The organism is Stenotrophomonas sp. AS1, assembly GCF_048957655.1.
Taxonomy (GTDB): domain Bacteria; phylum Pseudomonadota; class Gammaproteobacteria; order Xanthomonadales; family Xanthomonadaceae; genus Stenotrophomonas; species Stenotrophomonas bentonitica_A.
The window spans coordinates 1-13,200 of the sequence record NZ_JARVXM010000009.1; the positions used below are offsets into that span (position 1 = coordinate 1).

13 protein-coding genes are annotated in these 13,200 nt (G+C 67.4%); 9 read left to right on the forward strand and 4 right to left on the reverse strand.

What is annotated here, in order from left to right; translation table 11 throughout:
• A partial coding sequence (locus tag PV764_RS17125; protein ID WP_421117157.1) for a hypothetical protein occupies positions 1-199 on the forward strand: 199 nt, incomplete at its 5' end.
• 159 nt (positions 200-358) lie between these two features.
• Here PV764_RS17125 and tyrS read toward each other — a convergent pair.
• Positions 359-1,570, reverse strand: coding sequence for a tyrosine--tRNA ligase (gene tyrS / locus PV764_RS17130; protein ID WP_019183953.1), 1,212 nt, complete (start codon positions 1,568-1,570; stop codon positions 359-361).
• Positions 1,571-1,738: 168 nt separating this feature from the next.
• Between tyrS and PV764_RS17135 the strand changes: the two genes are divergently transcribed.
• Complete coding sequence (locus tag PV764_RS17135) at positions 1,739-3,202, forward strand: M23 family metallopeptidase (RefSeq protein WP_046272990.1); 1,464 nt, start codon at positions 1,739-1,741, stop codon at positions 3,200-3,202.
• A 66-nt stretch (positions 3,203-3,268) separates the two neighbouring features.
• Positions 3,269-4,396, forward strand: coding sequence for an anhydro-N-acetylmuramic acid kinase (locus PV764_RS17140; RefSeq protein ID WP_399619998.1), 1,128 nt, complete (start codon positions 3,269-3,271; stop codon positions 4,394-4,396).
• A 66-nt stretch (positions 4,397-4,462) separates the two neighbouring features.
• Here PV764_RS17140 and PV764_RS17145 read toward each other — a convergent pair whose 3' ends face one another.
• From PV764_RS17145 to PV764_RS17155, 3 genes are all read right to left on the reverse strand, one after another.
• A complete protein-coding gene (locus tag PV764_RS17145) occupies positions 4,463-4,690 on the reverse strand; it encodes a hypothetical protein (protein WP_019183956.1) in 228 nt (75 codons plus the stop codon).
• Positions 4,691-4,771: 81 nt separating this feature from the next.
• Positions 4,772-6,067, reverse strand: coding sequence for an AmpG family muropeptide MFS transporter (locus PV764_RS17150; protein ID WP_341986997.1), 1,296 nt, complete (start codon positions 6,065-6,067; stop codon positions 4,772-4,774).
• Positions 6,064-6,864, reverse strand: coding sequence for an exodeoxyribonuclease III (locus tag PV764_RS17155; protein ID WP_019183958.1), 801 nt, complete (start codon positions 6,862-6,864; stop codon positions 6,064-6,066). The genes PV764_RS17150 and PV764_RS17155 overlap by 4 nt, the downstream gene beginning before the upstream one ends.
• A gap of 207 nt (positions 6,865-7,071) precedes the next feature.
• Between PV764_RS17155 and pyrE the strand changes: the two genes are divergently transcribed.
• The 6 genes from pyrE to kdpC all read left to right on the forward strand — a co-directional run bounded on the left by pyrE (position 7,072) and on the right by kdpC (position 13,173).
• Positions 7,072-7,731, forward strand: a complete 660-nt coding sequence (pyrE, locus tag PV764_RS17160; protein ID WP_046272987.1) for an orotate phosphoribosyltransferase — start codon at positions 7,072-7,074, stop codon at positions 7,729-7,731.
• A gap of 18 nt (positions 7,732-7,749) precedes the next feature.
• Positions 7,750-8,412, forward strand: coding sequence for a hypothetical protein (locus tag PV764_RS17165; protein ID WP_046272986.1), 663 nt, complete (start codon positions 7,750-7,752; stop codon positions 8,410-8,412).
• A gap of 233 nt (positions 8,413-8,645) precedes the next feature.
• The gene (locus PV764_RS17170) at positions 8,646-8,738 is read left to right on the forward strand and encodes a potassium-transporting ATPase subunit F (protein ID WP_019183961.1); all 93 of its coding nucleotides are present in this window, start codon (positions 8,646-8,648) and stop codon (positions 8,736-8,738) included.
• A 12-nt stretch (positions 8,739-8,750) separates the two neighbouring features.
• Entirely contained in the window at positions 8,751-10,469 is a 1,719-nt protein-coding gene (gene kdpA / locus PV764_RS17175; protein ID WP_399619990.1) for a potassium-transporting ATPase subunit KdpA, read from the forward strand.
• An 11-nt stretch (positions 10,470-10,480) separates the two neighbouring features.
• Entirely contained in the window at positions 10,481-12,532 is a 2,052-nt protein-coding gene (kdpB, locus tag PV764_RS17180; RefSeq protein ID WP_026069899.1) for a potassium-transporting ATPase subunit KdpB, read from the forward strand.
• Complete coding sequence (gene kdpC, locus PV764_RS17185) at positions 12,529-13,173, forward strand: potassium-transporting ATPase subunit KdpC (RefSeq protein WP_399619986.1); 645 nt, start codon at positions 12,529-12,531, stop codon at positions 13,171-13,173. Before kdpB ends, kdpC begins: the two co-directional genes overlap by 4 nt.
• The last annotated feature ends 27 nt before the right edge of the window (positions 13,174-13,200 follow it).

A 13,200-nucleotide genomic window follows, 5' to 3' on the forward strand; every position in this document is an offset into this window, starting at 1 on the left:
GTCGTTGCGAGCCGCCCATTATAGCCGGCTTTTCCGCCTCGTCAACACCTTTTTTCAAGGCCGTTTCACCGAAGTGAGACGTTGTTGCCGACGCTGCTTCGTCGTGCGACCCGAAGGTCTTTTCGTCGAAGCGAGCCGCCTATTATGTCAGGCTTTTCGTTTCCGTCAACACCTTCTTTCGAAGAAGTTGAAGTCCTGATCCTTCGCGGTTGCCGCCTTGCGGTGGCCCCTGCGTCGGGGGAGGGAAAGTATGTCCCTATCCGCATCGTTTGTGAAGGGGGTAAGCGACATTTTTTCACGTCGCCTCCCTCCCATTCATGCTGGAAGGGGGCCGGATCGCCCGGACCCCTTGTGCCACTTAGGCCGCGACCAGCAGGACGCGTGCGAAGGTGCGCTTGCCGACCTGCAGCAGGCCTTCAAAACCGGGCGCGAACACCTGCTGGGCGTCCTCCACCACCTCGCCGTCCACCTTCACCGCACGCTCTTTGAGCTTGCGGGACGCTTCGGAGTTGCTCGGGGTGAGCCCGGCAGCGGTCAGCAGCGCACCAATCCGCAGGCCTTCGGCCGGAATGGTCACTTCCTGGAGCGGCAGCAGGGTCACATCGCCCTGCCCGGTCACGGCGGCATTCCAGCCGGCGATGGCCTGCTCGGCCGCGGCGGCGTCATGGAAGCGGGTGGTCAGCTCACGCGCCAGGCGCAGCTTCACCTCGCGCGGGTTCAACCCGCCCGCCTCGACCTGCTCACGCAGCGCCTTGGCCTCGGCCTGGCTGATATCAAAGGAGAGCAGCTCGATCCAGCGCCACATCAGGTCGTCGCCGATCTTCATGGTCTTGGTGACGATGTCGATGGCCGGTTCGCTGATACCAATATAGTTGTTGAGCGACTTGGACATCTTGGCCACGCCGTCCAGGCCTTCCAGCAGGGGCATGGTCAGCACGATCTGCGGCTTCTGCCCGTAGTGCTCCTGCAGGCCACGGCCCATCAGCAGGTTGAACTTCTGGTCGGTACCGCCCAGTTCGACGTCCGCTTCCAGTGCGACCGAGTCGTAGCCCTGCACCAGCGGGTACAGGAACTCATGCAGCGCGATGGACTGCTGGGCGGCATAGCGCTTGGCGAAGTCGTCGCGCTCGAGCATGCGCGCCACGGTGTGCTGGCCGGCCAGGCGGATCATGTCGGCGGCGGCCATCTTGCCGAACCACTCCGAGTTGAAGCGCACTTCGGTCTTTTCGCGGTCCAGTACCTTGAAGACCTGGTCCTCATAGGTACGCGCGTTGGCGAGCACATCTTCCTTGGTGAGCGGCTTGCGTGTGACGTTCTTGCCGGACGGGTCGCCGATCATCCCGGTGAAGTCGCCGATCAGGAAGATCACCTGGTGGCCAAGGTCCTGGAACTGGCGCAGCTTGTTCAGCAGCACGGTGTGGCCCAGGTGCAGGTCCGGGGCGGTGGGGTCGAAGCCGGCCTTGACCCGCAGCGGACGGCCGCTTTCCAGACGCTGGCGCAGTTCGTCGGATTTGAGGATCTCATCGGCGCCTCGCCCGATCAGGGCAATGGCTTCTTCAATCGAGGACACGTGACAACTCCCGGCAATGCCTTATTTATATGAATGACGTTAAGTACAAGTTAACCGCAGGTGCTTCACAAAAGCCAATAGGCACAAGGGTTTGACGCGGTATTTATACCTGTCTATGTTACCGACGTTTGGGCCCGCGCTCCCGGGCCAGCCAGGAACAGACCGACGATGCTCAATTCCGATCAAGGCCGCGCGCGCAAGCAGCGCTTCAAGGAACGTCTCCACGTCCTCCACGACACCGCCCTCCATCGGAAGCTCAAACAGCATCTTCCCGCGGCCTTCAACCAGCGCTGGACCCGCCGCCACTGGATGCACGCCAGCCTGTTCGCCACCATCGGCGCCCTGGTGGCCACGATCGTCCCGGGCTTCTCGCACACCATCGACTCGCCCTACTCGGTCAGCCATTCGACCCTGGCGCTGCCGTTGCCGCCGCTGTCGCTGGAACGCCAGCAGCAGACCCCCGGCGACAGCTGGCAGGTGCTGCGCGTGCAGCGCGGCCAGACCCTGAGCAATCTGTTCGACCAGGCCGGGATCCCGGCCACGGTGATGCACCAGGTGCTGGAGCACCCGGGTGTGCGCGAGTCGCTGACCAAGCTGCGCCCCGGCGCGGAGATCGCCTTCGACCTGCCGTTGTCCGGTGAATTGCGCACGATCCGCTTCGACCGCGATGCCGACAACCGCGTCGAGCTGTCCCTGGCCGGCGACAAGATCACCGAGACGGTGAGCAAGCGCGAGACCTCGACCCGCCGGGTGGTCGCCAGTGGCGAGATCACCAGTTCGCTGTACGCCGCCGCGCGCAAGGCCGGGCTCTCGCCCTCGGCGATCGCGACGATGACCGACGAGATCTTCAAGTACGACATCGACTTCTCCAAGGACCTGCAGCCCGGCGACCGTTTCAGCGTGGTGATGGACGAAACCTGGCGCGAAGGCGAGAAGGTGGACACCAGCAAGATCCTCGCGGCGACCTTCAGCTCGGGTGGCAAGACCTACAGCGGCTTCCGCTTCGACCGCAACGGCAAGTCCGAATACTTCGATGCCAGCGGCCGTCCCCTGAAGAAGAGCTTCATCCGCATGCCGATCCAGTTCGCGCGCTTGAGTTCGAGCTTCGGCGCGCGCAAGCACCCGGTGCTGGGCAAGATGCGCATGCACAAGGGCGTGGACTACGCCGCGCGCACCGGCACCCCGATCATGGCCGCCGGCGATGCCCGCGTGCAGTTCGCCGGCGTGCAGCGCGGCTACGGCAACGTGGTGATCCTCGACCACGGCCGTGGCCACACCACGCTGTACGGGCACATGTCGCGCTTTGGCAGCATCAAGACCGGACAGCGCGTGGCCCAGGGCACCGTGATCGGCTACGTCGGCTCGACCGGCATGGCCACCGGCCCGCACCTGCATTACGAATTCCGCGTCAACGGCGTGCACCGCAACCCGCTGTCGGTGACGATGCCGCCGCCGGAGCCGCTGCAGGGTGCCGAGCTGGCCGCCTTCCGTGCGCAGACCGCGCCGGCACTGGCGCGCATCCAGGGCATGGAGAAGCTGATCTACGCCGACGCCAGCCCGGCGCCGGCTGCCACGTCGGCCGATACGGCCACCGCGAAGGCCGGCAAGCCGGTCAAATCCAACCGCGGCTGATCGCATCGATTGACGGCGGCAACGGGTTGCGCGGAAGCTGCATGCAACCCGTTGGACCGCCTGGCCATGACCTCTGCTGTTGATCCCACCACCCCGCTCTACCTGGGCCTGATGTCCGGCACCAGCGCCGACGGCATCGATGCCGCGCTGGTGCAGTTCCCCGCCGAGGGCGGCTGCCGCTTTGTCGATGGCCTGACCCACGCGTGGGATCCGGCGATCCGCGCCGAGCTGATCGCCTTGGGCGAAGGCGGCACGATCACCTCGCTGGACGCGCTGGGCCGGCTCGATGCCGAGGTCGGGATCACGTTCGCCGCGGCTGCCAACCGGCTGCTGGACAGCGCGCGCATCGACCGCACCCAGGTGCACGCCATCGGTTCGCACGGGCAGACCGTACGCCATCGGCCGCTGGCCGATCCTGCCTTCACGATGCAGATCGGCGACGCCAACCGCATCGCCGAATTGACCGGCATCACCACCGTGGCCGATTTCCGCCGCCGCGATGTGGCCGCCGGCGGCCATGGCGCGCCGCTGATGCCGGCGTTCCACCTGGCGATGCTGGGTGACAGCGACGAAGACCGCGCCGTGCTCAACCTGGGCGGCATCGGCAATCTCACCTTGATCCCGCGCCAGGGCACCCCGCGCGGCTTCGATACCGGCCCGGCCAATGCGCTGATGGATGCCTGGTGCCAGCGCCACCGCGGCGAACCGTTCGACGCCGACGGGGCATTCGCGGCCAGCGGCCAGGTCGATACGGCGCTGCTGGCGCGGTGGCTGGCCGATCCGTGGTTTGCGCTGCCGCCGCCCAAGAGCACCGGGCGCGAGCAGTTCCACCTGGACTGGGCGCAGGCGCAACTGGGTGAGGGACAGGTCTCCGGCGCGGATGTGCAGGCGACCCTGCTGGAGCTGACCGCCGCGACGGTGGCCGATGCGCTGTTGGCGCACCTGCCGGGCGCGCAGCGGGTGCTGGTGTGCGGCGGTGGCGTGCGCAATCCGCAATTGCTGCGGCGCCTGGGCGCACGCCTGCCGGGCGTGGTGATCGAGTCCAGCGCGGTGCACGGGCTGGATCCGGATTATCTGGAAGCGATGGGGTTTGCGTGGTTGGCGCAGCGCACCCTGGCCGGGTTGCCGGGCAATCTGCCGAGCGTGAGTGGCGCGCGCGGACCTCGGATTCTCGGGGCGATCCACCCGGCCTGAGGCGCCACAGCGGCGGGCGCTGCGTGCGGCGGTGATCGCCGATGCGCGGCTCGGCGCGTGCCGCCGTTACAGCCCCTGCGCGTCCGGCAGCGCCTGCAGTGCCGCGATGGCATCGGCGAGCGCATCGACTTCGGGATCGTGGAAGCCGCTGCGGACCTCCAGTTCGCTGGCGAACAGGCCTTGTTCCAGCAATGCCACGCAGGTGTCCTCGCGGGACCAGCCACGCGCCACTGCGATGCGGCGGATACGTTCCAGCAACAGCGGGTCCATATCCCGCAGCAGTAGATCAGCCATCGTTCTCCCCGTTGGCGCGCCGCCAACCCCGCGGCGACTGTGCCGGCATGATCCATCAGGCTCTGCCGGCACGCAAACCACTCAGGCCGAGCTGCGGTCCCGGATCCGTGGCCACAGCCAGATCAGCAGCAGCAGGGTCGGGATGACCGTGGTGGCGCTGAGGATGAAGAAGGTGCTGTACGAGCTCGCCTCCACGATGTAACCGGAGACGCCGCCGACGAACTTGCCCGGCAGGTTGGCCAGCGAGACCAGCAGCGCGTACTGGGTGGCGGTGAAGTTGCGGTCGGTCAGCGAGGACATGAAGGCGACCAGCACCGTGCCGGCGAAGCCCTGGAACAGGTTGTCCGCGCTCAGCGCCGCATAGAACGCCCACAGTTGGCCCGGATTGTGCGCCATCAGCAGGAACGCCAGGTTGGACAGCGCCACGCCCAGCGCGGCGACCAGCAACATGCGGCGAAAGCCGAATGCAGCCACCGCGATGCCGCCAAGGAATGCACCGCCGATACCCATCCACACGCCGAACAGCTTGGAGACGGTAGCGATGTCGGCCTTGGTGAAGCCCGAATCCAGATAGAACGGACCGGCCATCACCCCGATCACCTGGTCCGGGAATTTGTAGAGCCCGACGAAGGCCAGCAGCACCAGCGCCAGCACCACGCCATTGGTGCTGAAGAAGCTGGCGATCGGCTGCCAGAACGCGCCGAAGAAATCGATCCGGCGCTGGATGCGCACCTCGGGCTGCTCCGGCTCGCGGCACAGCAGCGTGGTCATGATCGGCAGGATCATCAACGCAGCCATGGCCAGGTAGGCCACTATCCAGCTCTCGAACTGGGCCAGGTACAGCGCGCCCGCGCCGGCCAGGATCAGGCCGATGCGATAGCCCAGCGTATAGGTCGCGGCGAGTGCCGCCTGGGCACTCTCCGGTGCGATCTCGATGCGGTAGGCGTCCACCACCGAATCCTGGGTCGCACCGGCGAACGAAGCCACCAGCACCCACAGCACCAGCGGGGTGACGCCGAGTTCGGGCCGGACGAAGGCCAGCGCGAACAACCCGCCGGTGACGCCGATCTGCGAGGCCAGCAGCCACGAGCGGCGTCGGCCGAGGAAGCCGATCAACGGGAACGCGTAGCGGTCGATCAGCGGCGCCCAGACGAACTTCATCAGATAGAAGAAGCTGGCCAGGCTGATCAGCCCGATGCTGCCCAGGTCCAGGCCGACATCCCGCAGGCGGGTGGACAGCGTCTGCGAGGCGATCAGCAGGAACGGCAGGCCGCTGCCGAAGCCCAGGAAGGCCATCGTCAGCGCCGAGGGCGTGCCGAAGGCGCGCTTGATCCCCGCCCACCCCTTGTAGGACACCGGCTCGACCGCTTCGGTCATGGGGCGTAGTCCACCGTGAACGGCGCATGGTCGGAGAAGCGTTCATCGCGATAGACCGAGCAGCTGCGCAACCGGTCACGCAGGCCCGGGCTGACGAACTGGTAATCGATGCGCCAGCCGACATTGTTGGCACGCGCCTGGCCGCGGTTGCTCCACCACGTGTAGTCCTCGCCCTGCGGGTGCAGCAGGCGGTAGGCATCGGTCCAGCCCTGGCCGGCGGCGATGTCCAGCGCCTGGTCGGCATCCACGCACTGGCCGTTGAGCCAGTCGCGTTCGGGCGGCAGGCAGCCGGAGTTCTTCTGGTTGGATTTCCAGTTCTTGATGTCCAGCGCGGAACGCACGATGTTCCAGTCGCCGCACAGCACGTAGTCGCGGCCGCTGGCCAGCCAGCCGGCCAGGATCGGGCGCAGCCACTCCATCACCTCGTACTTGAACCCTTGGCGCAGATCGCCGGAGCTGCCCGAGGGGATGTAGAAGGAGACCACGCTGAGGTTGCCGTAGCGGGCTTCGATGTAGCGGCCTTCATCGTCGAACGGGGCCCAGCCCAGCGAGGTGATCACCTGGTCCGGCTCGCGCTTGCTGTAGATCGCCACGCCGCTGTAGCCCTTCTTGGTGATGGCGTCGCGGTAGAAGCAGTGGTGCCCGTCCGGGCGGAACATCGGGTCGGTCAGCTGGTCTTCCTGGGCCTTGGTTTCCTGGATGCACAGGACGTCGGCGTCCTGGGCGCGGAACCACTCGAGAAAGCCCTTGGTGGCGGCGGAACGGATGCCGTTGGCGTTGAAACTGATGATGCGCATGCTGACCCGGGTCTGGAACGATACCCGCAAGAGCATACCGTTTCGGCCCTTGCAGGGGCTGGCTGGAAACGGACGGCATTACCGCCTGCGGCCATCTGGCGAAGCCGTCTCGCCAGCCCGTGCGACACCGGGCCGCAGGGCCCGGCGAGCGGAAAAGTGCGGGCATGCATTACGATTTGCGCTCCAAATGAATTGAATTGAGTCTTGATGAGCGACCATCGCCACCGTTTCCTGCAACTGGCCCTGACCGCCGATGCCCTGCGTTTCGGCCAGTTCACCCTGAAGTCCGGCCGTCTGAGCCCCTACTTTTTCAATGCCGGCCGGTTTGATTCCGGCGCGCGCATGTCCCAGCTGGCGGCCTGCTACGCCGATGCCGTGGAAGCGACCGGCCTGAAGTTCGATGTCGTGTTCGGCCCGGCCTACAAAGGCATTCCGCTGGCCACCGCGACCGCCTGTGAATTCGCCCAGCGCGGCCGCGACCTGCCGCTGTCGTTCAACCGCAAGGAAGCCAAGGACCACGGCGAAGGCGGCAACCTGATCGGCGCGGACATGAATGGCAAGCGCGTGCTGATCGTCGATGACGTGATCACCGCCGGCACCGCGATCCGCGAAGCACTGGCGATCATCAAGGGCGCCGGTGGCACCCCGGCCGGCATCGTGGTGGCCCTGGACCGCCAGGAGATCGCCTCGGAAACCGACCGCCGTTCGGCCGCGCAGGCCGTGGCCGAAGAAGCCGGCATTCCGGTGGTCGCCGTGGCCACGCTGGCCGACCTGCTTGATTTTGCCTCCGGAAATCCGGAACTTGTGGGCTACCGGCAGCCGCTGGAGGACTATCGTTCCCGCTACGGCAGCCGTCCTACGCGTTGAGAGCAGGGGGCTTTCACCATGTCCAGGTTTGCCACGTTCACCGTTGTCGGCCTGTTGCTGGCCGTGCCGCTGTTGCCTGCCCAGGCGCAGAAGCGCGCGGCCGACGCAGCGCCGAAGAAGCTGTACTGCTGGAACAAGGGCAGCGAGCGGATCTGCAGTGATGCCCTGCCCCAGGAGGCGGTGAACAGTGCGCGCGAGGAGTTCAACCTGCGCAGCGGCATGCGCAGTGGGGAAGTGCAGCGCGCGTTGACCGACGAGGAACGCGCCGATGCCGCGGCGCAGGCCGCGCAGCAGCGCCTGGACCTGGCCGCCGAGCAGACCCGCCAGCGTACCGAGCAGGCGATGCTGGCCACGTACGAGAGCGAGGACGACCTGCGCCGAGTGTTCGCCGAGCGCAGCGGCATCCTGGACAACAACATCCATACCGCCAGCTACAACGTGGCCAGCGTGCGTGATGCGCTGGTCACCCTGCTGGCCAGTGCGGGCAACCGCGAGCTGGATGGGCAGCCGGTGCCGGACAAACAGGCCGAGCGCATCCGCCAGCGGCATGCCGAGCTGGTGACGCAGCGGCGCATGCAGGCCTCGTTCGAGCAGCAGCGCCGGGCGCTGGACGTGGAGATCGAGAGCACGCTGCAGCGCTATCGGTTGCTCAAGGGTGTGGGGAGCGATCCGCGCGGGTAAGGGCGGAGGTGCGATGGCGTTGAAACGAAGGCGGCCTTGGGGCCGCCTTTTTTATGCACTTTTTACGCGGGGCGCCGGTTTCGGGCGTGGAGCGTTTATGCCGTGCAGGCAGACCATGAGCGCCTGACGTGGAGTGGTTCCACCTGGACGTCCCATGAGCCCGTATCTGTCTGTCTTTCCTGCCGGCGCCCCGCGCACCGTGCGCTCCCTTTCCCGCGTTTGAGGCCACGACCATGTCTGCCTGGCTTTCCCTGCTGTGCGGCGTGCTGGTGCTCGTTGCCGCCGCCTATCTGCTGTACGTCGTGCTTCGGCCCGAAACCTTCTGACCGGAGCCGACCATGACCGAGATCCTGTTGATCCTGCTGGCCAGCATCGTGCTGGCCTTTCCGCTTGGGCTGTACCTGGCCCGGCTGATGCGCGGTGGCCCAATGCGTGGCGATGCGCTGTTCGGGCTGGTTGAAAAACCCCTTTACCGGCTGCTGGGAGTGAACCCGGCGCGCGGCATGTCCTGGCGTGGCTACGTGGGCGCCTTCCTGCTCAGCAACGTGGTGATCGCGGTGCTGGTGCAGGCCGTCTTCATGACCCAGGCCTGGCTGCCGTTCAATCCGGACCAGATCCCCAACATGCGCTGGGATACCGCGCTGCATACGATGGTGTCGTTCCTGACCAACACCAACCAGCAGCACTATTCCGGGCAGGCGCAGCTGTCGTACTTCTCGCAGATGACCGCGATCACCGGGCTGCAGGTGGTGACGCCGATGATGGGCCTGGCGCTGGTGGTGGCCACCCTGCGTGCGCTGTTCGGCGCGCGCCCCGAGGATGTGCCGGCCGACCAGGCTGCGCTGCTGAGTGCGGACCGCCGCGTCGATGTGGGCAATTACTACGCCGATGTGGTGCGCTCGAGCGTGCGCTTCATGCTGCCGCTGTGCCTGCTGTGGGCGCTGCTGCTGACCAGCCAGGGCGTGCCCGCCACCCTCGCCGGCGGTCCGCAGGCCACGCCGATCGACGCCTCGGCCGGCATGGACACGCAGAAGCTGCCGCTCGGGCCGGTCGCGGCGATGGTCGCGGCCAAGCAGCTGGGCACCAATGGCGGTGGCTGGTACGGCCCCAACAGCGCAATGCCGCTGGAGAACCCAACCCCACTGTCCAACGCGCTGGAACTGATCGGCATCCTGCTGATTCCGATCGCGGTGATCTTCATGCTCGGCGCCTTCACCGGGCGCAAGCGCCTGGCCGGGCTGGTGTTCGGCTGCATGCTGGCGATGTCCAGTGTGTCGATCGCCGCCACGGTGTGGCTGGAAGGCCACTCGGCCACTGCGGCCAGCCCGCTGCTGATGGAGGGCAAGGAAGTGCGCTTCGGTGCCGATGGCACGGGCTTGTGGGCCGCGATCACTACCCAGGTATCCAACGGTTCGGTCAACGGCATGCATGACTCGCTCAGCCCGCTGGCCGGCGCCGTGCCGATGGTCAACATGCTGGTCAATGCGATCTGGGGCGGCATCGGCTGTGGGCTGCAGCAGTTCATCGTGTACCTGCTGCTGGGCGTGTTCCTGGCCGGCCTGATGACCGGCCGCACCCCGGAACTGTTCGGTCGCAAGCTGGAGACGCCGCAGGTGCGCCTGCTCGCGCTGCTGGTGCTGCTGCAGCCGATCACCATCCTGGGCTTCACCGCGTTGACCTTGGCGATCCCGTCGATCACCGGCACCTCCAATCCCGGCTTCCACGGCGTCAGCCAGGTGTTCTACGAGTACACCTCGGCGTTCGCCAACAACGGCTCGGGCTTTGAAGGCCTCGGCGATGCCACGGTGTGGTGGAACCTGAGCTGCACCCTGGTGCTGCTGCTGGGCCGCTACCCCGTGCTGGTGATCCCGTTGATCGTGGCCGCGCAGCTGGCGGCCAAGCGGCGGGCGCCGGAATCGGCCGGCACGCTGCAGATTGAAACCCCGACCTTCGCGCTGACCCTGATCGCGCTGATCGTCATCCTCACCGTATTGCAGTTCATGCCGGCGCTGGTGCTGGGCCCGGTCGCCGATCACCTGTCGCTGACGCTGCACTGAGACCGCCTTCCATGAGTACGTATCCGTTGAACGTTTCTTCCCATCGCCGCCAGCGCCTGCTCGACGGCGCCGGCTGGCGCCGTGCCCTGCGCGACGCCGTCATCAAGCTCTCGCCCCGGCACCTGCTGCACAGCCCGGTGATGGCCGTGGTGATGGTCGGCACAGTGGTCAGCGCCCTGGTCACGCTGACCGGCAATGCGCCGCTGGGCTTCGGCCTGGCGGTCACCGCGATCCTGCTGCTGACGGTGCTGTTCGGTAACTTCGCCGAGGCGGTGGCCGAAGCGCGCGGCCGGGGCCAGGCCGCCTCGCTGCGACGCGCCCGGCAGGACCTCAGCGCGCGCCGGTTGGCGGCCGCGCATGCCGGGGCCAGCGAGACCCAGGTCCCGGCGGCCGAACTGCGCCCGGGCGACCATGTGATCGTCAGTGCCGGGGAACTGATCCCGGCCGATGGCGAGATCGTGCAGGGCCTGGCCACCATCAACGAAGCGGCGGTGACCGGCGAATCGGCCCCCGTGCTGCGCGAAGCGGGTACCGACCGCAGCAGCGTGATCGGCGGCACCAAGGTGCTCTCCGACCAGATCATCGTGCGCATCACCGCCGAGCCGGGCCACAGCTTCCTGGACCGGATGATCGCCCTGGTGGAAGGCGCGAACCGCCAGAAGACCCCGAACGAGGTCGCCCTGACCCTGCTGCTGGCGGCGATGACGCTGACCTTCCTGGTGGTGGTGGCGACGCTGCCGGCGATCGGTGCGTTCGTTGGTGTGCAGGTCGATCCGCTGCTGTTGATCGCGCTGCTGGTGTGCTTGATTCCGACCACCATCGGCGGCTTGCTGCCGGCCATCGGTATCGCCGGCATGAACCGGGCGCTGGCCGCCAACGTGCTGGCCAAGTCCGGCAAGGCGGTGGAAGTGGCCGGCGACGTGGACGTGCTGCTGCTCGACAAGACCGGCACGATCACCCATGGCGACCGCCAGGCCACGCACTTCCATGCACTGGCGGGGATTGATGCCACGCAGCTGCGCGAAGCAGCGCTGCTGTCCTCGCTGGCCGACCCGACGCCGGAAGGCAAATCGGTCGTGCGTCTCGCGCGTGAGCAGGGCTGCACCACCGCCGAGCCGGACCGTGCGGACTATCTTGCGTTCTCTGCGCAGACCCGCATGTCCGGTGTGGATCTGGACGGCGGCCGCCGCATCCGCAAGGGCGCTTCCGATGCGATCACCGCGTATGTGCGTGAGCTGGGCGGGACCGTGCCGTCGGAGCTGCCGGGCCGCGTGGAACAGGTGGCGCGCAACGGTGCCACCCCGCTGGTGGTGTGCGAAGGCCGCCATGTGCTGGGCGTGATCGAGCTGTCGGACGTGGTCAAGCACGGCATGCGCGAGAAGTTCGCGCAGCTGCGCGCGATGGGCATCCGCACGGTGATGATCACCGGCGACAACCCGCTGACCGCTGCGGCGATCGCCGCCGAAGCCGGTGTGGACGACTACATCGCCGAGGCCCGCCCCGAAGACAAGCTGGCCCGCATCCGCGCCGAGCAGGCCGGTGGGCGGCTGGTGGCGATGGTCGGCGACGGTACCAACGACGCCCCGGCGCTGGCCCAGGCCGACATCGGGCTGGCGATGAACTCCGGCACGCAGGCCGCCAAGGAGGCCGGCAACATGGTCGACCTGGATTCGGACCCGGCCAAGCTGCTGGCGGTGGTGGAAGTGGGCAAGCAGCAGCTGATCACCCGCGGTGCGCTGACCACGTTCTCGCTGGCCAACGATGTCTCCAAGTACTTCGCGATCCTGCCGGCGCTGTTCGCCTCCACCTTGCCGGCGATGGCGGCGCTGAACGTGATGCACTTGTCCAGCCCGCGCAATGCGGTGCTGGCGGCGCTGATCTTCAACGCCCTGGTGATCCCGGCGCTGATCCCGCTGGCCTTGCGCGGGGTGCGCTTCCGCCCGGCCACGGCGACCGCACTGCTGCGCCGGAACATGCTGGTGTATGGCCTGGGCGGCGTGCTGCTGCCGTTTGCGGCCATCAAATTGATCGACCTCTTCCTTGTCTCGGTGTTCGGCGCATGAACCGCTCGTTAGCTGCTTCTGTTCCCCGTTCGGCGCGCAATCGCGCGGCCGCCTCCCTCCACCTGCAGCAGGACAGCGCCTGGCGCCCGGCCCTCGTGCTCGGCGTGAGCAGCCTGTTGCTGCTCGGCCTGGCCTATGCAGTGGCCACGACCAGCGTGAGCCGGCTGCTGTTCCCGGCGCAGGCCGATGGCAGCCTGCTGATCCGCGACGGGCAGGTGCGTGCCTCGCAGCTTATCGCCCAGCCGTTCGTCGGCGATGGCTACTTCCAGGCGCGGCCCTCGGCGGCCAACTATGACCCGATGGCCGCGGCCGGCAGCAACATGGCGCGCAGCAACCCGGCGCTGCAGGAACGGGTGCAGGCGGCGATCACGGCGGTGGCCGCACGCGAAGGCGTGCCTGCCGCGCAGGTGCCCGGCGATCTGGTAACCCAGTCCGGCGCCGGCATGGACCCGGAGATCTCCCCGGCCGCCGCGCAGGTGCAGGTGGCCCGCGTGGCACGCAGCCGTGGCCTGCCGGCCGAGCGCGTCGCCGCGTTGGTGCAGGCCAACACGCTGGGCCCGCAATGGGGCGTGTTCGGCCAGTCCCGGGTCAACGTGATGACGTTGAACCTGGCGCTGGAGGATCTCAAGGCCCGACCGTGATGCCGGGATCGCGCGAAGCGGCGCACA

Bases quoted from the DNA above. Each gene is read 5' to 3' on its own strand.
- PV764_RS17140 (WP_399619998.1), top strand. From the start codon at position 3,269: ATGACCTCTGCTGTTGATCCCACCACCCCGCTCTACCTGGGCCTGATG.
- PV764_RS17155 (WP_019183958.1), bottom strand. From the start codon at position 6,864: ATGCGCATCATCAGTTTCAACGCCAACGGCATCCGTTCCGCCGCCACC.
- PV764_RS17135 (WP_046272990.1), top strand. From the start codon at position 1,739: ATGCTCAATTCCGATCAAGGCCGCGCGCGCAAGCAGCGCTTCAAGGAA.
- PV764_RS17165 (WP_046272986.1), top strand. From the start codon at position 7,750: ATGTCCAGGTTTGCCACGTTCACCGTTGTCGGCCTGTTGCTGGCCGTG.
- PV764_RS17145 (WP_019183956.1), bottom strand. From the start codon at position 4,690: ATGGCTGATCTACTGCTGCGGGATATGGACCCGCTGTTGCTGGAACGT.
- PV764_RS17170 (WP_019183961.1), top strand. From the start codon at position 8,646: ATGTCTGCCTGGCTTTCCCTGCTGTGCGGCGTGCTGGTGCTCGTTGCC.
- pyrE (WP_046272987.1), top strand. From the start codon at position 7,072: ATGAGCGACCATCGCCACCGTTTCCTGCAACTGGCCCTGACCGCCGAT.
- kdpC (WP_399619986.1), top strand. From the start codon at position 12,529: ATGAACCGCTCGTTAGCTGCTTCTGTTCCCCGTTCGGCGCGCAATCGC.
- PV764_RS17150 (WP_341986997.1), bottom strand. From the start codon at position 6,067: ATGACCGAAGCGGTCGAGCCGGTGTCCTACAAGGGGTGGGCGGGGATC.
- kdpA (WP_399619990.1), top strand. From the start codon at position 8,751: ATGACCGAGATCCTGTTGATCCTGCTGGCCAGCATCGTGCTGGCCTTT.
- kdpB (WP_026069899.1), top strand. From the start codon at position 10,481: ATGAGTACGTATCCGTTGAACGTTTCTTCCCATCGCCGCCAGCGCCTG.